The sequence below is a fragment of the Paraburkholderia sp. BR10882 genome (assembly GCF_040948855.1).
GTDB classification, from domain to species: Bacteria; Pseudomonadota; Gammaproteobacteria; order Burkholderiales; family Burkholderiaceae; genus Paraburkholderia; species Paraburkholderia nodosa_A.
In genome coordinates this window covers 446,018-466,552 of the sequence record NZ_JBFPKP010000005.1, presented here as the reverse complement: position 1 = coordinate 466,552, position 20,535 = coordinate 446,018, and the positions used below count along the sequence as shown (strand labels likewise).

Below are 20,535 nucleotides of genomic sequence, written 5' to 3'. Positions count from 1 at the left end.
AGAAAGGCGCGCGGTTCGACGCTGTTCTCCTAGCAGGTTTGGATAGCGAATACAGGCTGGCTGCGGCCTTCGCGAAAGCGCATCGTCATAGCTCGTCACTCCCGCATCCGCGAGTTGCTTGGCCTTCGCTTTGATCCCGTCGACTTCTGCCTGGTGCAACTGCCGGTTGTACAGGTCTACCATCTGGGGCTGCAGTCAAAGGATCGCCTCCTAACGGCTAAATCTCCTCCTGTCATACAGCCATGCCCCCACGCCGCAGACAATAGCCGCGAATGGGACGAACTTACACCATGCATAGACTCGGCTCAGCGTCGGCAGGTAGTACGTCTTGTATCCTTGAAGCCATGCGATTAGGGGGATCACTCCGAGTTCGATCACAAGCGCTCCCATCGTGAACGTCAATAGGCATATGAGTAGATATACGAGTAGAGCTCGAATGTCCTGGTTCATTTTCACACTCATTTCTTGGCTGGAGAAGGATTCAGCAATATACCCGTGAAGCCACTGGTACTTTCTGAACCAGCAGCGCCTAAAGTGGTGCCCAGAAGCGATGGCAGCACGCTTGGCGAGACAGATTTCGAGATACCCAAGCCAAGATCAATCCATGCTGGTTGATACCATGGATTCAGTTTATTGTTCAATGTCCCTTCGACCTTTCCGCCGATCAAGTAACCGGTGACGGACCCTGCTGCTGCACCCGCCATACCGGTGTTTGGATTCTCACCTTTGTATGCAGATCCTGCGAGTGAGCCACCGGTATTAATCAACAATCCTGGCAGCAGCCCCGTACCAAACGTGAGAGCACCTGTTGCGCCCGCAATCGCCGCGTCGACAGGGTTAATCTGGCCGTTATTGAACACATACTGCGCACCCGAGTTCACGGCGGCACCGATGCCACCACCTGTCGCTAGCCCTATAAAAGAAGGGACACCTCCCGCAGTCACAACACCCAACCCTATCATCCCCGCACCTGCCAGACCCGCGCCGACCGGATCATTTTTGATGTTGCTCGTCACAAGTTGGTTGTAGGTCTGCCCGGTGTGCGATTGGGCAATGCCAAGATTGTATTCTTGCTGATTCGGGGCGATGAATTGGGAATTGTAATTGTGGTTCCAGTAGTTCGGATCGCTCGAATACGCGTTGCATTCGAGCATCTGGCAGCCGAGGATTGAGCGTACCTGATAGTCGTGCACACCGCCGTCGGCCTGTGCCGTCTGTCCGTCAACATTGCGCTGCAATTCCGCAACGATTCGGCCTTCAGCCTCATCAACGGAAATGCCGAGTTGCTGTGCAACGGTCTTTGCGTACTTTTTCGCGAGATCGTATTCGCTCTGGTGCAACTGTCGGTTGTACAGATCCGCTCCAAGCGCCCCATTCGCCCCGCTCATCACGCCGGCAGTACCCCCCAGCGCACCGCCCGCCACCGCGCCTGCGACGCCCGAAATCACGTTCGACAGCAGCCTGCCTCCGGGGGTGTTATCGAGCGCCTGCGCTGCCGCGTTGCCCGCAATGTCACCCGCAATCGTTCCGCCCACCGCTCCCGCGACACTGCCGCCACCCAGCGCGGCGCCCACGCCCGCCACAATCGCGTGAGACCCGATGCGCGCCGCCCCGTCGTTGCCCCACAGCGCGAGCTGCTGGTTCGCCGAATCGATGTCGGCCTGTGCCTGCGCTGCGGCCTGCGTATCGCCCGCCTTTAGCGCGGCGTCCTTCGCGGCCTTTGCGGTATTGAGCTTCGCATTCGCCTGATCTTCCAGCGCCGTCGCCACGTCCCCCACCACCTGCATCCCGACCTGCACCGCCCCCTGCTGGACGCTCATGTCGTTCTGCACCTTCTGCGCATCGAACGTGTTCTTCACCGCACCGTTGTTCGCGCTCGTGGCGTCACGGCTCAGTCCTGCGGTACTGTCGTGGCCGCTGCCCGCGTCGCCGCGCACAGTGATCGTGCCGGGACTCACCGCTGCATACGTCGTCCCGGACTGGCTGCTGCTCACACCTGCTATGCCCAGGCCCGAGGGCCCAAGCTGGTTCGGACTCGCCCCGGCCACGCCGTTGGGAGACACTGGTGCGCTAAAGCCCGTGCCCTGCGGCGTACTCTTGCCCATCGATCCACTGACGCTCAGGCCCACCGTCGAACCCGAATAATCCGCGGTGTTCTGGAGATTCGAGTACCCGAAGGTCTGGGTCGACAGCGTATTTTTGTCCTGCGTTGCCGTGCTCGCAATCACACCGCCATCGAGCTGCGTATGGTTGCCCACCTGAACGTTAAAGCCACCGTCGCCGGCATAGATACCGCTCTGCTGGTTGACCGAGCGATAGTTGTCCTTGATCCACTGGTCGCTCACGCTCGCGCTGCCGCTCACCGTCGAGCCGTAGCAGATCGGCGGCACGCAGATGCTCATGCTGAAGCCGCCGCTGACCTGCTTGCTGGCATAGGTGTTCGTGTCCTGCACACTCTGGATGTTCAGGTCACGGCCCATGTTCGCGTCGACCGTCTTGCCCGACACTTCCGCACCGCGCAGGTTCGTGTCGCGGCCGCTGGTGATTGACAGGTTGTTCGCAGCGGCGATCTGCGTGTCGCGATTCGTGACGCTGTCGCCGTACGCGTTCCCCTTCGCACCGCTGGCAGCCAGCTCGATCGTGAAGCCGTTCTGCTGACCGCCCAGCGCGGCGCCCACGCCAATGCTCGCATTGCTGCTGCTGTTGCTGCTTGTCTGATGCGTCAGGTCCTGCGCGCTTTGCAGATTGATGTCGCGTGCGGCGTTCAGCACGACGTCGTTGCCGGAGATCCGCGTGCCGCGCGAATTGATGTCGCCATCCGTCGCGAAGCCGTCGGCGTCCTTCGCGCCGCTGCCGGTCGCCACCAGCGTAGCGGTGCCGCCCGCATTCAGCGTGCTGCCGGCGTTGAGCGTCGCACTCTGCTGCGACTCGCTGTGACTGCTTCCGCCGCCGATGCTGACTGTTGCCTTCACCAGCGCCTGGCTGCTCGTGCCGGTACTGGCGAGCTGCCCGACTGTTTTGACCACGTCGTAGGCGGCGAGCCCCGCCTTTGCGTCGTCGATCGCTGCCAGCCGTGAATCGCTCGAGCGGTGCGAACCCGTCGCCTGGTTGACGGCCGCAACGGCGTTGCCCGCCGCGCCACCCAGCGCGAGCGTCACGCCAAACTGGCTCGCGCTCTGGCTCATGCTGCTCTGCTGCGCGTCGGCGCCCGGATCAAGGTTCAGGTTCTTCCCGATCAGCGTCAGGTCCTTGCCTGCAGCGAGATCGGAGCCGGCTACCGTCACATCCTGCTTCGCGTCCAGCGTTACGTTGCCATTGCCGCTCACGATCTGGCTGCGGATCGTGCTCTGGTTCTGTGCGGCCGAATCCTGCACCAGATGCTGGCTCGACACGCCCACACTGAAGCCGGTGCCCGTACCGTTGCTGCCCAGGTCACCGAATTGATGACTGCTCGACTCCTGGTGGTTCGAGCTGGTTTCGGTGCCCGCCATTACATTGATCGCGCCCTGCGTCGCGACGAGATCGACACCCTGCGTTCCGCTGATCCCGGAGCCGACAACATCAATGTCGCCCGTATGGCTTTTCACGACCACGCTGTTACCACTCACAACGCTGGCCGTCTGTGTCGTGGAAGAGCCATTGCTGTCGGCACTGCTGCGCGCGGCGTTATAGGGTGACGAACTGACACCGCTGCTGTTCGGCCCGCCGCTGATCCAGCGCCCGAGGTTCCCCAGGCTCGGGCTCGCAATCTGGAGGCTCATGCCGGAAGTTTGCGACTGGCTGCCTTGCTGCAACTGGTCGGTCGATGCCTGCAAAAGCACATTGCGGTTTGCATCGAGTGTCGTTGTCCCGCCCGCGCTGATCGTCGAGCCGATCACCGACAGGTCGCCGTCGACTGGCTGTCCGTTCGCATCCTTGACTGCGCCGCCCGTGGCGCTTACGGACACGTTGCCGCCACCGCGAATCGTGCTGCCCGCGTTCGTCAGACTCGACATGTCGGTCGTGCTCGAACTGCTGGTGTGACTGAACGTTGCCGTTAGCGACGGCGTGTCGGCGGCGCTCGCGCCCAGTTCGTTGCCAATGCCCTGGGCCCGCTGGAAGCCCGTGCCGGACGAACCCGCCGCGCGCACGTTGCGCACGGTGTCAAGCGGCGTTCCGGTGACCGCCAGCGTCAGGCCGCTCGAATGCGCCTCCTGCTGGTCGTGCGACTGGGCGCTATCCTGCCCCGGATCGATCGTGACGTTCTGGCCCGCGATGCTGATATTGCCCGTTGCGCCGGAGACATCACCCGCCGCCTTGCCGGCAATCACATCGCTGCCGCCGATATGGACATCCTTGCCGGCGGCAATGGAGACGTTGCCCCCGACACTGCCGACCGTGCTGCGCGACTGGCTCTGCGTCACCGAACTGCCGTTGTAACGCTCGCTCTGCTCGCTCGACCCGATGCTCACGCCAAGGCCGCCGGAGCCGGACAGCCCTGAGTGCTTCTCCTGGTGATACTCGCTATCCTGCCAGGTGTCGGTCGCAGCCGTGATGTTGACGTTGCCTTTCGCCGCCAGGGTCACGTCGTGGGTTGCAACGATGTTGCTGCCCGTCACGTTGATGTCCTTGCCGCTCACCACCGAGACGCCATCGGCCGAGATCGTGCTGCCGTCGGAATAGGTCGAGGTCTGGGCGACCTGATTGACGGCGCTCGTATGGCTCGCAAAGCCACCATGGCTGTGTGTTTCGTCGGAATTCTCGACGTGGGTTTCCGTGGTCGCGCCAACGTTCACGCTGCCTGCTGCCATCAGCAGTGCATTGCCCTTGTCGAGCGACATGGTGCTGCCCGTGACATTGATGTCCTTGCCGGACACGATGTTCAGGCTGTCACCGCTTTTGAGCGTCGTGCCCGTCACCACATTGTCCGAGGTATGCAGCGACTCCGCATAACTGCCGTGATGGTCGCTGCCGGAGCTGTTGCTGTCGAGCGTCGAGGTTGCAGTTGCCGCCTGAAGCGTGACGTTGCCGCCCGCCACGATCGTGCCGCCACCGCCCAGATCGAGCTTCGCGCCAGTCGCCGTCAGATCGCCAGTCACCGCAATGGCGGACGCACCACCCACCTTCACGCTGCTGCCCGTGTCGCTCACGAAATGCGTATCGGAGATGCCGTTCGCGCGCGCCACCACCTTCGTCTCGCCGGTCTCCTGCACCCCGAGATTCCAGTTGCCGCCGATGCTCATGCCAAGCGCCCCGCCCACGCTGAGGCTCCCCGCGTTCTGCTCGAAGTTGCCACCTGTCGTGATCAGGGCGTTGCCGGTCACGTCGATGCTCGCTGCGGGCCCGAGCGTGGTCGTGGTGCGCGTCGCGCCCGTGGCGCTGACCTGGTTGAGCGTGTTCGCCGCCGTGTCGAGAACGAGGTTGCCTCCCGCCTGCAGGTTCAGGCTGCCCGCCTTCACCGTCGCCGACGTGAGGTCAACGTCACCCGCCGTCACGAGCGACATCTGCCCACCAGCCTGCAGCGCGCCGAACGAGCTGTCGATGCTCTGCGCGCCGATCGCAAAACTGTCCGTCGCCTTGATCGTGCCGCTGTTGGTCACCGACTGTGCGTTCTGCAGGTCGATATTCGTCGCGGCGATGACCGGCCCATTGCCCATGTTCTCCTGGCTTGCCTTCGCCAGGTAGACGACCGGCACCAGCACCGACTGTCCGTCGACGACCTGGGTCTGCATGATGACCACGTTGCTGGTCAACTGCGACACCTGTTCCGGCGACAGGGCCGTACCGGGCGCCAGGTTGAGCGACTTCGAGAGTGCCGCGCCCGAGGTCATGAGCGCCTTGAACTCGTCCTGGGTGTCGGCGTAGTTCGTGAGCACCGACTTCCCGGTCATCGAAAGGATCTGGTCCTGGACGAGCTTCTGCTCGTAGAACCCGTCGCCCAGGCGCATCTGCGTCTGGCCGGGGTTCAGGCCCATCTGCTGGAAGTAGTAGTCGCTCGAGAGCCACTGCTTCTGGTTCGTGAAGGCCGGATTCGTCTCGACGAGGTACGGTGCGTTCGGCGCGGTATCCCGGTGGAAAAGCCCGCCCGACGGCACGGTGATGTTGTTCAGCACAGTGCCCGCTGTTGCTGCCGCCACGGTCGGGTTGCTGGAATTCGCGAGACCGCTATTGAGCAGGCGGCCACCGTGAACCGCCACCATCGTCGATTGCGTGCCGCCGCCTGCGCCCACCGATCCGCTCACTGCGCTCGCGCCAGTCGCGACCACGCCGCCCCTGCCGATCGTTCCACTTACTGCGCCCGCGCCGATTGCACCAACACCGTATACGTTGACGGTGCCGCTGACGGACCCGGCGCCGGTGCCCAGGCCGGATACCGACTGCCCGGGCAGCAGGCCCAGCGGCGTGACGCCCGCGTTGCCAGCGGTGTTGTTGATCGTCACCCCGGTGCCGCTGATCGTGCCGCCCGCGACGAACGTAGACTCGTAGGCGGGCAGCGCATAGGTCTTGATGTCGGCCGGCGCCGCCTGCGTGTAGCCGCCCGGATTGGACGTGACGAACCCGGCATTGCCGAACGGCAACTGCCAGTTATGTTCGGAGTTATCGTAATTGTCGTAGTGGTACTGACCCGAATACGTGACCTGCACGCCGGGTGCCGCCAGGCCGCGCCAGCTGTTCTGGTCAAGCGAGACAGGCGCCGCGATGTTGCCTGCGGCAGCCACCTGGCTCCAGTAGTTCTGGAACGTGCCGACCGACGACGCGTTAAGACTCCCGCCCGCGATGATCTGAGACTGCGGACTGGTCGACGTGACGAGATTGGCGGCCGCGACACCGGTATAGGTCGTGTACTGGTACGTGCTGTTCCACTGGCCGCCGTGCGGCGGATTGATCGGCATGCCGCCAGGCCCGGCCTGCAATGCGGCGATGACGGCGGGATCGTAGTTGGAAGCAGTCGGATCGAACTGGATGCCCATGACCTGCGGATTACCAGGACCGCATGCGGCCATGTGCGCGGCCGTACACCCCGAGAGGCTGATGCCAAGCTGCGCCAGCAGCGCCGGATCGACTGCTGAGGTATAGCCTCCCGAGGTCGTCATCGCGCGGCGCGTGTTGGTCACCTGATTCGCGTCGATCTCCATGTCGCCGCCCGACTGGATCAGGGCGGACTGGTTGTGGACCAGGTTCGCGTTGGTGTAATTGCCGTTCGCGTCCTTGCCGCCTGCGAGGACGACCTTCCCGAGCCCGTAGATCGCGGTCATTGCCTGCGTGTCCGTCCCCGTCGAGTCGTCGCGGTTTTCGATGTCGGCAGAAAGCAGCTCGAGCGTGCCCGCGCTGTCCGTCGCGCCGATCAGCGCGCTCGTGCCGAGATTCGACAGCGTTTGCGTCGCATTGAGGGACACGCTGCCCCCCACAATCGTGCCGGTATTCGTGAGCGTATTCGACTGCGTGGCCAGCAGGCCGCCCGCGGCCAGCGTGCCGGAATTCGTGATGTTGCCCGCCTGGACGCTCAGGCCGTTCGCGGCCGAGAACGTGCCGGCGTTGCTGAACGTGCCCGGCAGGGTGAACGACAGGTTGTTGCCCGCGCTGAAGCTATAGTTCGCAGACGTCGCAAAATCTCCCTGCAGGTTCAGCGAGAGATTGTTCACCGCGCTGTACGCACCGCCTCCGGACAGCGCATTTGCCGTGACGCTCAGGTTGCGCGAGGCGTTGATCTGTCCGTTCGTGGCGGCCAGGGTACCCGTCGTGATTCCGACGTCGCCCCCAAAGTTGGCGACGTTGCCGACGTTCCCGATTGCCCCGCCGCTGTTGTCCAGGTTGCCGGCATTGATCTGCAGGTTCGCGCCACCCAGCACCCCGCCCTGCGTATTGGAAATCGAGGTCGCGTTCAGCGTTACGTCGCCGTTGCCGCTGATCGAGCCCATGCCCGATGCGCCACCGGCATTGCTGTTCGTGATCTGGCTGCCGCCACTTACCGTCGTCGCACCGGTCCCGACGTTGGTGATCGCTCCGCCCGTGTTGTCGATCGATGATGCGCTCAGGCTCAACGTGCTCCCGCCCGCCACGCCGCCCGCGCCGATCAAGCCACCGGCATTGAGCAGCGCACTGCTGCTCGAAGCACTCAACCCGGTCCCCGATGACAACCGGCCGCGGGTGTTGTTCAGCGTCCCCTGATCCGTCACGGACATCACGCCCTGCGACGCCAGCGTGCCACCGGTATTGTCAAGACTGCCGGTCGACACCGCTGCCTGACCGTTTGTGACGATCCTGCCGCCGACGTTGGTCAACGTACCCGCGCCATTGCCCGGATCGACGGTCAACGTCCCCGTGCCGGCGTGTGTGATCGTACCGCCGTTGTTGTTCAACGATGCCGGCGCGAGCGTCAGATCCGTGCTGTTCGTCTGGATGACGCCGCCGTTCGAGTTGTCGAGCGTGCCGCTCACGCCGAGCCCCATCGTGCCGGTCCCGAGCTGCGTGATCGAGCCGCCTTCGTTCGTCAGGTTCGTGGTGGTGAGCCCGAGCTGGTTCGCGATGATCCGGCCGCGACTGTTGTCGAGCTGTTGCGCCGTCATCTGGACGGTATTGCCGCTCACGACGCCATTTGCGTTTTTGAAGGATGCCGCGCTGGCCGTGACCGACTGGCCGCTCAGCGTCCCGTTGCTGTTGTCGAGTGTCCCGCTTACGGTCGCACCGAGGTTCTGCCCGGCCGTGATGCTGCCGCCGTTCGTGAGCGACGCGGCCTGCACGGTGTTATTGCCCGACGCAGCAATCGTCCCGCCGGTGTTCGTGACGGCGCCGCCGGTGACGCTGAGGTTCGCGTTCGATACGAGCTTGCCGTTCGTGTTGGTCAGCGTGCCGGCGACCGCCGCGGCAAGCCCCGCCTGACCTCCGATCGCGCCTCCCGTGTCGTCCAGGCTGCCGGCGGTCAATGCGACGTTTCCGTTACTGACGATCGAACCGTTCGCGTTCGTGACAACACCTGCGCCATTGCCTGCATCGATCGTCAGCGTGCCGGTGCCGGCGTGCGTGATGGTGCCGCCGTTGTTGTTCAACGATGCCGGCGCGAGCGTCAGGTCCGTGCTGTTCGTCTGGATGACACCGCTGCCGGAGTTGTCGAGCGCGCCGCTGACGTTGACGCCCATCGCACCCGAGCCGAGCTGGGTGACCGTACCACCATGGTTCGTCAGGTTCGTGGCGGTGACATCAAGCTGGTTCGCCGTGATCTTGCCGCCGCTGTTGTCGAACTGCGGGGCGTTGAGAGACACGACGTTACCGCTGACTACGCCGTTTGCATTCCTCAATGAACCTGAGTGCGTCGTCACTGCCTGGGCGCTCAATGTCCCGTTGCTGTTATCGAGCGTACCTGCGACAGTAGCGCCCAGATTCTGCCCGGCCGTGATGCTGCCGCCGTTGGTCAGCGACGCGGCCTGCAGCGTGGTATTGCCCGACGCCGCAATCGTGCCGTCGGTGTTCGTGATGGCGGCGCCGCTGGAGAGGCTCAGGTTCGCATTCGACGCGAGCTGGCCATTGGTATTGTTCAGCGCACCGGCGACCGTCGCGCTCAGGCCGGTCTGCGCAGCGATGGCGCCGCCTGTGTCGTCCAGGCTCCCGGCCGACAGGGTTGCCTGGCCGTTCGTGACGATCTTGCCGCCTACATTGATGAACGCGCCTACGCCGTTGCCGGCATCGATTGTCAGCGTGCCGGTGCCAGCGTGCGTGATGGTGCCGCCGTTATTGTTCAACGATGCCGGCGCGAGCGTCAGGTCCGTGCTGTTCGTCTGGATGACACCGTTGCCGGAGTTGTCGAGCGTGTTGCTGACGTTGACGCCCATGGTCCCCGAACCGAGCTGGGTCACTGTGCCGCCGTGGTTCGTCAGGTTCGTGGCGGTGACATCAAGCTGGTTCGCCGTGATCTTGCCGCCGCTGTTGTCGAACTGCGGAGCGGTGATAGACACGGTATTGCCGCTGAACAGCCCGTTCGCGTTCGTGAGCGACGCGGCACTGGCCGTGAGTGTCTGCGCCCCCATCGTCCCGCCGCTATTGTCCAGCGCGCTGGCGACGGTGGCGGCAAGCGTCTGACCGGCGGTGATGCTTCCGCTGTTCGCCAGGGACTGCGCCTGGACCGACCCGTTGCCCGCCGCGGCAATCGTCCCGCTGGCGTTCGTGATGGCCGCACCGCTCGTCACGCCCAGATCGCCATTCGACGTCAGTTGACCGTTCGTGTTGTCCAGGGCGCCAGCCACGGCCGCGCTCAACCCGGTCTGGGCAGCGATCGTACCGCCCGTGTCATCCACGCTCCCCGCCGCCAGGGTGGCCTGGCCGTTCGTGACGATCTTGCCACCGACATTGGTCAGCGCGCCCGCACCGTTGCCTGCATCGATCGACAGCGTGCCGGTACCGGCGTGCGTGATCGTGCCACCGTTGTTGTTCAGCGATGCGGGCGCAAGCGTCAGGTCCGTACTGTTTGTCTGGATCAAACCGCCGTTCGAATTGTCGAGCGCGCCGCTGACGTTGACGCCCATCGCACCGGATCCGAGCTGGGTCACGGTGCCGTGTTCGTTCGTGAGGTTCGTGCCGGCCAGACTCAACTGGTTGGCCGTAATCTGGCCGTTGCTGTTGTCGAGCTGCGGCGCGGTGAGCGAGACGGTACTGCCGCTGATCGACCCGTTCGCGTTCGTGAGTGACGCCGCATTCGCGGTTATCGTCGCGCCGCTCATCGAACCGCCATTGTTGCTGAGTGCGCCAGAGGCCGTCACGCCCAGATTCTGCGCAGCTGTAATCGTGCCGCTGCTGGTGAGCGAGCCCGCTTGGATCGTCGCGTTACCGTTGCCGCCAATCACGCCGCCCGTCGCGCCCTGGGCGGTCGTACCGCCCGCATTCGTAATCTGGCCGCTCGCCGCGAGCGTCAGGCCATCCGCGTTCTCCGATACGATCCGTCCAGCCGTGTTCTGCACGTTCGCGCCCGACACGTTCACCGCACCGGCCGCCTCGATCTGGCCTGCCGTGTTGTCGATGTCGCCGTTCGACTTCAGGCCGAGCGTCTGCGCCGACGTGATCGAACCGGAACCGTTCGCAAGACTTGCGGCAACGATCGTGGCCTGCCCGTTCGTCGCGATGCTGCCGTGACTGTTGTCGAGTGCGCCGGTCTGGACGTTCAGCGCCCCGGAGCCCGCGTGACTGAGCGTTCCGTTAGCATTGGTCAGGCTCCCGGAAACGATCGCGGCATGTTGCCCGTTCGTCGTGAGCGTGCCGCCCGTATTGTCGAATGCGCTGGAGGCGGTGAGCGTCGTGGCGCCCGCGCCGGTTTGCGACAGTGTCCCGCCGCGATTCGAAATCCCGGCGGCCGTCACGCTCAACTGCCCGGCGCCGATCTGCCCCTGATCGTTCGTGACGGTCCCTGCGGCATTGGCCGTGAGGCTTCCGCCGACCTGCAGCGACGCACCCGTATTCACGATGTTGCCGGTGTCGCCTCCCGCCCCCGTCGCCGTCAGCGAGGCATTGCCCTTCGCCGATGTGCTCGCATTCGCCATGTTCAGGTTGCTGCCCGAGAGCGCGACGTCGCCACCCGCCAGCTGCTGGCCGGTCGCGCTCACGGCTCCCGTACCCGCGACCGACAGGCTGCCGGTTCCGGTGACGTTGCCGTTCGCATCGATGCCTGCGCCGAGCGCACCGGACGAATTCACACTTGCGCCCGTGACGCCCGTATTACCGAACGCGGCAATCGTGCCGGTGTTGCCGACCTGCCCCTGGCTGCTGACCGTGGCATTCTGCGTTGCGTAGACGGAACCACTGTTCGATACGTCGCCTGCCGCCTGAATCGCGACGTTACCGTTGGCGGTCGTCGTGCCGGACAGCGTCACCTTGCCCTGGCTGCTCAACTGAACGTCGCCCGATTGCGATGCGATCGTGCCGGCGCTGTTCACGCCGACGCCAGCCTCCGTACCCACGAGCCGGATCTTGCCGGCATACATGCCACCGAGCTGCGCGACGTCGATTGCCACACCCGGGCTGTTGCCGTCGGGCCCAAGTGACTGGGTGCCCAGATCGCTGTAGCGCACATCGTTGTTGCCGGTGACGACATTGAGCGACTGGTTCGCCCAGACCTTGCCGTTGACGGCGACGCTACGGGCAATCAGGTCCACCTGGTCGACGTTGCTGCCGTTCAGGCCCGCTGAGCCGATCTGGATCTGGCCGCCCGTGACGTGAAACGCATCGAGACTCCCCGTTCCCCCGAACACCGGCGTGCCGGTCGTCAGGACGCCGCGGCTGGTATTGATGAAGCCGCAACCACTACAGAAAATGCCCGATGGGTTAGCCAGTATCACATCGGCCTTCTGGCCCGCGACCTCGGTATAGCCCAGCAACTGGCTCGGATTGCCGCCCACGACCTGGTTGACGATGACGCGCGCGCTGCCGCCGACGAGATTCGCATTCCCCGCCACGTACCCACCCAGCTGGGTCTGGACATTGCCCGGCGAGTTGTTGAGGATCAGGCCCGGCGTGCCGACGTTGAACTGGGTGTAGGCGTTGTTCGATACGCCTGCTCCGTTGGGCGTGGCGATCTGGACCGCTGGCACCCCATTGCCGGCCACGCCGACAACCGGCCTGCTGCCGGACGTGGGCGCGGCGACGACCTGGGCGTCTGCAAAAACCGGCTGCAGACCGAACACACACAAGGCCGCGAACGCGACGTGCCGCATCGACAGCATGTCGATAAAGCCGAGGCGTCCGTCAGGATTGGCAATCCGACGCAGCGTGCCGGCCGACCGGCCGCGACCATTACCCGTTGCCGTTTCCTGCACCACGGCCCACAGGCCGCGAGCCGCATTGAAAATGACGCGATAGATATTCTTGTTCATAGCAGGGCGCTTACGCTGAAGCCCGCCACGGGCCAGTGGTTCGGGAATCGGGCGGGCTGGTACAGCGGGCCGCCGATGAAGACGTCGTAGCTGACGTGCCGAAAGAGGTTTCCGCGCAGGCCGACCACTGCGCCGGCAAGACGCCGGCCAAGCAGGTTGTTCGCTTCGGGCCCGAAGACCTCGCCAGCGTCCAGCCCCAGGTACAGCGCCTGACCCGTGTTCATGACCGGCATCTCCAGGTCGTCGCGGATGAACACACCCTTCTCGGCCGCCAGCATCGTGTTGCCGTCAAAGCCCCGCACCGTGTAGCGGCTGCCGATCGAAAAATATTCGGTCGGATACAGCACGTCGGGGGAGTTCTGTGCGCTCACCGTGCCTGTGTAGCGAAGCGCAACGCGGCCGAGCGTGAACGGCACCTGCAGCGTCGCGCTGAGCGTTTCGATGTGGTAGTAGTAGGTCGGCGTCCCGCTGCCGACACCCGGCAGGTCGGGCTGCGCGCCGAACCATGGCACGCCCCAGCGATACGCGAGCTTGCTGTCGAGCTGCGCCGCCCCGAAGTAGTGCTTGTGCTCCCAGCCGATCTCGGCAAAGCTGTTGTCGCGGTGCTGGACGTCGAGCTCGCTGCCATCAATAAAGGCTTCGCTGAAGTACTTCCCCACGCGAAACTCGAGCGAATTCTTCTGTACCTGGTTGCGATAGAACTGGTACTCCGTCTTGACATCGAAGGTCTTCGACGTGCCGCTGGATACAAGCGTTGAGAAGGCACCGGCAATCTGCTGGTGATAGTCGTACTGGCTAGCGGTTCCGGTGAAGGTCCAGTTGCCCCACGGTATCGAGTAATACGCGCTGCTGCCGTGCGTACCGTACCGGCTCTCGTGTCCGTTGATATCGTGGGTGTAGCTGACGTTCAGGACGTCGGACAGCCCCAGCGGATTGTCGATCGTAAGGCTCGCCGTCCCCTGAAGCTGCCCGGTCGACTTCAGTCCGCTGTCGTCGACGCTCAAAGCCAGCGACCACGGCTTCTGACGCTTCACAGTAATGACGACATCGCTCTCGCCCGGCGACGGCCCCGGCACGATCTGCATGTCGACGTCCTGGTTCGGCACGCGCTTCATCTGCTCGAGACCCTGCTCGAGGTTACGCAGATTCAGGAGGTCGCCCGGACGGGTTGGAAATGCGTTGCGCCAGGTACCGTACACAGACGGGTCGGAAAAGCGGATCGCGCTGATGACGCCGGGGATCAGTTCGAGCTTCAGCCGACCCGTAGACAGGTCTTGCGGCGCGATGACGACCCGGGTCGTCGAGTAGCCCTTCTCGATGATGCGCGCCATCAGGCGATGCACGATCAGGTTGAGCCCGTCACGGCCCACGCACTGGCCGCGATAGCGCTGCAGGTAGTCATTGGCGAAGGTCAGCTCGCCAGGAAAGAGCGGATTCGGCGACAGCGCGCGTGCGCCGGCAGCCTCGACGGCAGGGCTCAAGCCCTGCGGCAGTTCCAGAGCGATTTCCTGAACGCTGAAGCACGGCGACTCGACCGGAACCTTGCCGTCATCGACTTCGGCGCCCGCGGCGGCCTGAAGCTGGACATTGGGGGCCTGGAGCGTGCGTTCGCGCTCGATGGCCTGCTGTTGCGCGCGACGGCGCTGTTCCTGCTCAGCGGCCGGATCTGCCAGCTGTGCATGCGCGGTCCCGGCAGCGAGAAACACTGCGGGACACAGGTACACCAGCAACGCCATCAATGGGACGGTCGCGCGCTTCCCCGCGGCATCACGCCGCGTTTCACTTGCATTGCACATGCTGTTGCTTCTTGTTCGACTTCTTCGTTTTTTTGCGGCATGCCCAACGTCCTGCGGCACGCGCCATGGTCTCCCCGCCGTATCGGTGTGGGCATGCGAAGCATGCCGACCGCAAGGCCGGAACAATAAATAGTCCTCAATAACCGGATTGACCTGCCGCGGAAGATGCACCCGGGCGGTCAGAAGCATCGGCGAACCTCTCCCGATGTCTTACCGGATATTACTCAGACGAAATAGACGGTGCGCATGATAACAGGGTGCGCCGCGTTTGCGCCCCCGGACTATGCGAAATGGATATTCGCAAACGTTTTCCCTGAAAAATTAATATGGGCGCGGCTTCTGGCATGTTTCGACCACAGCTAATTGTCGTATTCACGCGACAATTAACCGGACAACACGCCTGATCGCCTTTCTGCTGAAGCGTTCAGTCTGTCCGGCCATTGCAAATCTCGGGGCAGCATATCTGATTCCTTTCGACAAAATCCCAGAATTGAGCCTGCTCAGGAATTCCTGACTTTTACGAAGGGATTTCCTGAGTTCGATTACTACTGCATCAAGCGGCAAATGGCCAATATGGCGTGGATGCCACCCTCCCTTCGAGACACTTCGCTCAGGAGGAACACTGAAGCTTTCGAGAACCGACCCGCGTCGGTGTGCCAGAGTAGGGTTTCAACGCGCGACAACGCCCGTCACCCCTCCGCTTCAGGGCGAACCTTGCTATTTTTCTCGGTACGTCCGAATAGAATTCGGCTACATACACTTGATGTGACTGCATCGTTGCCGGTCAGAGCAGCAGCACCCTTCAAGCCCCCGGATCACCTGGCGTTGACTAATGGAACGTCGGCATCCCCCACTGGAGCCACATGCACTAAGCAGCGTCTGGAGTAAGCAGAATCTAAATTAATGCACTCAAGTTTTCCCGCGTGGTGCCGATATTACCTCTCGACCTATACGCGATTCTGAAAGAAGCGGCCGAGAAAAATGTCTGAAAACTTGCAGATCAAGCTGCTTACGGCACTCGTGACTGGATGTGCTTGCGTGGTAGTGCTGGGCGGATGCTCCACTGCCCACAGTGTGTCTGATGACTATTCCGGTGAGTTTCAGGGACGATATCTCGTTTCTGACACAACGGGTGACGACTCAATGAAGGTAAGACCATAGGTGTGGTTTTCGGTGAAAACCACACCGCAACCGTCACGATTGAAGAAAGTCGTCACGTCATTCATCTAGACAGTTGCCGTTCGCTCGCCGGTTCGTTCGCGAATGCGCTGGCAAATGCAGACCCTGATTTGACCGTTCATGGAGTCGATTGTGAGGACGAGGACGATCGATACTGGAGCTTCATGCATGGTCGGCCAGGCGCGAAGACGAGTGCTGGATACTCGATGCTCTGGAACGTCACTTCGCACTCAGGGTACCTCGTGCGTCGTAGTATGCGAGGCCGCTATCCCAGTGACCTCGCCTTGGAGCCTGTTTCGCGCTAGAACAGTTCCATCGATGAAAAATCGATCATCGACGGTGCCAGACGAAGAACCGTGTGCTTTTCGTAGGCCTATTCTGCGCAAAACGGGCCGTGCTCACTCACCGGGCGATGCCAATTGCGGTCCGTCTTGGGCGTTGACCTGGGCGGTGAATATTCACCGGCAGCGCTTCCCTCATCGGAAAGTTCTATGTGACATGTCAATTCATGCCCCCTAATTTGCGCGATATACCGATGGTTTGCCTCGGGAGTAAAGGTAACGGTACTGATACAGCCGCTGCTCAGGTAGTTCTCCGTACGCGCAAGCGAAAACGAAATCGGCTGCCCAGCCTTGATCTTACGCGCCAATTCGCCGTCATCGGGAATGGCAGGCAAGCGTGTTCTGTCGGTGCATTCAGCCGCACCAGAGTAGATGCTGGGTATTACGAGCATGTGCCCGCCTTTGCTGAAGACAAGAGTCGCCGTTTCGCCTTCCAGCGGTTCCTTATATTTCGAAGGACCGAGGGCGCCACAGCCTGAAAGCGCCGATATGGCCAAACCCATCAGAATAAAATTTTGATAGCACATGCTTTGTGGAATCCCCTCTCGTATATACCTATCAGCCAGACAGGTATACGACCCGCTCTGGTAAAAACTTGAGCGATTTTCATAGAATGTCGGGGATCGGCCAGCGGACATTATCTATATTCGATCGGCTCACGGATCGAGAACTCATCTTCGATTTGAAGCGTTCTGGAGGCCAGGAACCGGCACGACTGAAGGCGGGGAGCAGCAAGCGAGAAATCGATTCGCAACCTGAACTGCAGGCCTATTGCGATCGATGTGTCCGGGCGCTTGCCGAACTTGACGCCAACGAGGCCGAACTCGAAAGTGGCCGCGGCGAAGGAACTATGGAAGTGAGTTTTCGCCTGATAGCGCTACAGGCCGAGGCGGGCCTGCGAGCCCTCTCTCGCCAACATGTGAACGATTGCATCGTAACGGCACTTGAACCAACCCTGACATGGTTCCTGATTCGAACAAAGACAGATGCGGAGCGTGACTTGCTGACCGGAAACCAAACACTTTTGACGGAGTTCAAAGAAGTGTTTCGCGTCCGCGGATGCTCTGATGCTCTCATCGACGCGCTCATGTTCACTTTCGAATCTCAGGAAACGGTTGACCGGCAATATGCGGGCGACTGGTATTGGGCGTTAAAGTAACCGTTAGGATCGGAGAATGCCGTCAGCGTATCGTGGAGCGGCTACGCGGCATAGTCGGTCGGGAGGCGGCCACATTCGGTCACACGAGCGGATAGTCTAGATCGCCAACACCCATTAGCGGGCCCGGTGTCAAGCGAGCAAACAATACCTCCGACTGGCGGGCAGCCGTTTCGATTTCAATTCCCGAATGCAGTTGCGGGACGCACCCGTTTCTTCAATACTTGGCTGCGACGGATCGCGCCAAACACCCATTAGGATCAAGCGAAGGAGCGTGCTACGTTTGCCCGTCGCCCTGGTGGCTTTACCACCCCGGAAGAACGTTGGTGCCGCAACGTGTCCATCGGGTTCGCACAATACTCGTGGTTGCCAAACCTTCGGCACCAATCTACGGCTGGCTCGCGTTGCAGGCGATCCGCTTTCTGCACATCGGGGACGGCGGCACGGCATCCCATTCAATCGCGGTGGCTGCTTGCCAGTTGACGATTAGGGCTTGCCGGTCGCCGTCGTAACTCTCATGCGAAGCAGCGAGTCACATCAAATGGCTTTCGCTCCTTCAGCATGTGGAAACACGCAAGCGCCAGCTTGTGTGCCAGTGCCTTGCGGGCGACCACGGTGTTTGTTCTGGCCTTTTTGCGCTCGTAAAACTGCTTGGCTTCAGCGCTAAAGCGCAGCGCAAAGTTGGCCGCCTCGATGAACGCCCAGGACAGATATGGGTTGCCATTCTTTGTGTTGCCTTCGCCTTTCTTCTTGCCGTTGCTTATACGCTGGCTGTCCACGCATCGCGCATAGGAAGCGAAGTTGCCGGCGCTGGCGAAGCGCTCGATGGTGCCCACCTCCAGAAGAATGACAGTTGCAAGCGTTTGGCCGATGCCCGGCACTGTGGTCAACAGGTCGTAGTGCGCGTCTGGCGCGACCTTTTCCTGAAGACGCTTTTCCACGATAGCGATCTGCGCGGAGAGCGTCGTGATGACCGCGACGTTGGCCCGAAGCGCGAGCTCAACGTCCTCTGGCAGGCGCATTTGTTTGATGGCTTCTTCGTCGAGTCGGATGACCTGATGGCTCGTGATTCGCTTGCCGAACTGGCGTGCCGTGATGTTCTCCACCGCGAGAATGTGGGTCGTGCGGCTTCGCACGAGTTGCATGCGCTTCCTCGCAAGATCACGGACAGCACGCTGTTGTGGTGGCAGGATGGTCCCTGTCGGGAGTATCCCCAGGCGCAACAGGTGAGCCAGGTAGCGCGCGTCGGTCTCATCACCACTGTGCTTGAGCCCGTCGTACTTCCTGATCGCGGTGGTGTTGGCCAGATGCACCACGAAGCCGGCCGCCTGCAGGCCGTCGACAAGCCAGTACCAGTTATACGTCGATTCGATTACGACACCAGCCAGCTCGGCCTGCCACGGGGCAAGGAACGTCAGGATCCTGGCCAGCTCGTTCGGCAGCCGCTTCTCGGCGACCACGCGGTCCGTTTCGTCGATCACGCTCACCACACTATTGTTCGAATGCAGGTCAATGCCGCTATAGTTCATGATGGACCTCCTTCCGGTTAAAGCGCTGTTGGCAAACTCACTTTAACCCCGTCGCCCGGCAGGGCGGCGGAGGAGGCCCGCTAGATGATTTTCAATCCGGGGCCGAGCGTTCCGGTAGACTTACGTTCCTGCCAACCGCGCGCGACAGCATGGACACCCAGCTTTTGATCATCTGTGGCCTTACATTTGTAATCCATGTGATAGCGACATTGGCTTACGCTGTCCGTATCGCCGGTGTTCGCACGCGTCGTATCGCCATCTCATTTTCTCTTTTCGGGATCATCGCTTTGGTCTCGAGAACGGCAAACTCATTTCAGGGGCCATTCATCGCGAAGCGGGTCGAGCTTGATATCTCCCGTCACATTGGGCAGGGTTTGCTCGGTGACTTCCGCGTTTTCCTGCTCACTGCCACATTCGCAAGCATCGTTGGAACATTCCTTATTCCCACTTTCCAGCGTTATTTCAGCCGCGCCGTCAGTCATTTTCAGGCGAACCGCTCCGTTCCTCGTCTGCTGCTCCACGCCTTTAGTCGAGGTGGAATCAACTACCTGCGGATGGGGGCGCGACTGCCCTCGCGATGCAACGTCACACAATTAACGGCAGGCGCAGGGGTTTCTTGGAAGGTGATAGCACTGAACGTCCTAGCAATGGCTATCTGGACTGTCGGCGTCTTCGCATCGCTTTACGCCGGTTACTTGAAGCCCGACCTGCGAGTCACGTGCGCGAATCTTTCGTCGGTAATCAACGGCTTGGCGACGGTGGTATTGGCAGTCGTCATCGATCCGCAGGTTTCGGTGATGACTGACGACGTAATCGAAGGCCGACTTTCCGAAAACCACTTCCGGCGGGCCATAACTACCCTCGCAGGTGCACGGGTTCTCGGGACGTTGTGCGCGCAGGTAGCGCTCGTTCCCGCCGCGTTCATTATTGTCCGTGTCGCCGAACTCATTTAGCGTAGTAGTCGATTCGCAGGAACTGGGCAGGGTCCGGCCAGTTTGGGACAGTCGCGACGGCGAGGAAGATTGTCGACATTTGGCACCTGCGTGGTGCGGGCCTCGCGGATCCGGGTGCAGCCCGGTAATCGCTAGCGAACTATCCCCTCGGATGCCTCGATCGCCTTACCTAGCTTGATCAGATACCTCCTCGCTGCATCGTGCTCTCCACGCCATAGCCATTTAAGGCAGTTGAAAAGCTCCCAAGCCAAGCCACGGTCACCATATGGAAAGACCGTCATATTTCGATCGACCGGCGCACGCCGCTGTGAAGCTCTGGACTCCAGACACTGGCCTCGATTCACGATCTCAACGAAGGGTTGTTCCAAATCTAGTTTGATATCAGGCGCGATCACGTGAAACTCAAACGCGGTCATATCGGCAAAAATAATTTTCTGGAACGGGCTGTCCGGACCATGTTCGCCGTCGGCGGTAAAGAGTATTTCCGTCGAGGCAATTTGCTGCCTTACCGTACGGAGCACCGATTGGCCGGTACCCTCTGAGCAGAACGCCACTAGGTCTATGTCAGACAAGCGATCGGCGCTTTCCTTGGCAAATGACCCGACGACTACTGCACCAATGCATTCGTCCGATTTTCGGAGCGCGGCGGCGACCCGTATAAGGAGCGCAATTTGCAGCGTCGTTGCAGGATTGCTTCGCCAACGCTTAAGAAACTCTTCGAAGCGCATGTGAAGGTTGCTGAAAGAAG

General features: G+C 61.9%; 7 protein-coding genes. 2 read left to right on the top strand and 5 right to left on the bottom strand.

Features of this window, described 5'->3' with window-relative positions; translation table 11 throughout:
- Nucleotides 1-458 precede the first annotated feature (458 nt).
- From AB3X99_RS16820 to AB3X99_RS16810, 3 genes are all read right to left on the bottom strand, one after another.
- Nucleotides 459-12,833 (bottom strand): hemagglutinin repeat-containing protein, encoded by a 12,375-nt coding sequence (locus AB3X99_RS16820; protein ID WP_368617570.1) that lies wholly within the window; start codon nt 12,831-12,833, stop codon nt 459-461.
- Entirely contained in the window at nt 12,830-14,818 is a 1,989-nt protein-coding gene (locus AB3X99_RS16815; protein ID WP_368617569.1) for a ShlB/FhaC/HecB family hemolysin secretion/activation protein, read from the bottom strand. The genes AB3X99_RS16820 and AB3X99_RS16815 overlap by 4 nt, the downstream gene beginning before the upstream one ends.
- A gap of 1,363 nt (nt 14,819-16,181) precedes the next feature.
- Entirely contained in the window at nt 16,182-16,676 is a 495-nt protein-coding gene (locus AB3X99_RS16810) for a hypothetical protein (protein WP_368617568.1), read from the bottom strand.
- Nucleotides 16,677-16,762: 86 nt separating this feature from the next.
- Here AB3X99_RS16810 and AB3X99_RS16805 point away from each other — a divergent pair, with 86 nt between their 5' ends.
- Nucleotides 16,763-17,308: a hypothetical protein gene (locus AB3X99_RS16805; RefSeq protein ID WP_368617567.1), complete on the top strand. Its 546-nt coding sequence runs from the start codon at nt 16,763-16,765 to the stop codon at nt 17,306-17,308.
- Between the two features lie 512 nt (nt 17,309-17,820).
- On the opposite strand, the gene AB3X99_RS16800 is transcribed toward AB3X99_RS16805, so the two are convergent.
- On the bottom strand, nt 17,821-18,834 hold the full coding sequence (locus AB3X99_RS16800) for an IS110 family transposase (protein ID WP_368617566.1): 1,014 nt from the start codon (nt 18,832-18,834) through the stop codon (nt 17,821-17,823).
- A gap of 149 nt (nt 18,835-18,983) precedes the next feature.
- On the opposite strand from AB3X99_RS16800, the gene AB3X99_RS16795 reads away from it, so the two are divergent.
- On the top strand, nt 18,984-19,787 hold the full coding sequence (locus AB3X99_RS16795; protein ID WP_368617565.1) for a lipid II flippase Amj family protein: 804 nt from the start codon (nt 18,984-18,986) through the stop codon (nt 19,785-19,787).
- Nucleotides 19,788-19,918: 131 nt separating this feature from the next.
- Here the strand turns inward: AB3X99_RS16795 and AB3X99_RS16790 are convergent, their stop codons facing one another.
- Complete coding sequence (locus AB3X99_RS16790) at nt 19,919-20,515, bottom strand: nucleotidyltransferase domain-containing protein (protein ID WP_368617564.1); 597 nt, start codon at nt 20,513-20,515, stop codon at nt 19,919-19,921.
- Between the last annotated feature and the right edge of the window lie 20 nt (nt 20,516-20,535).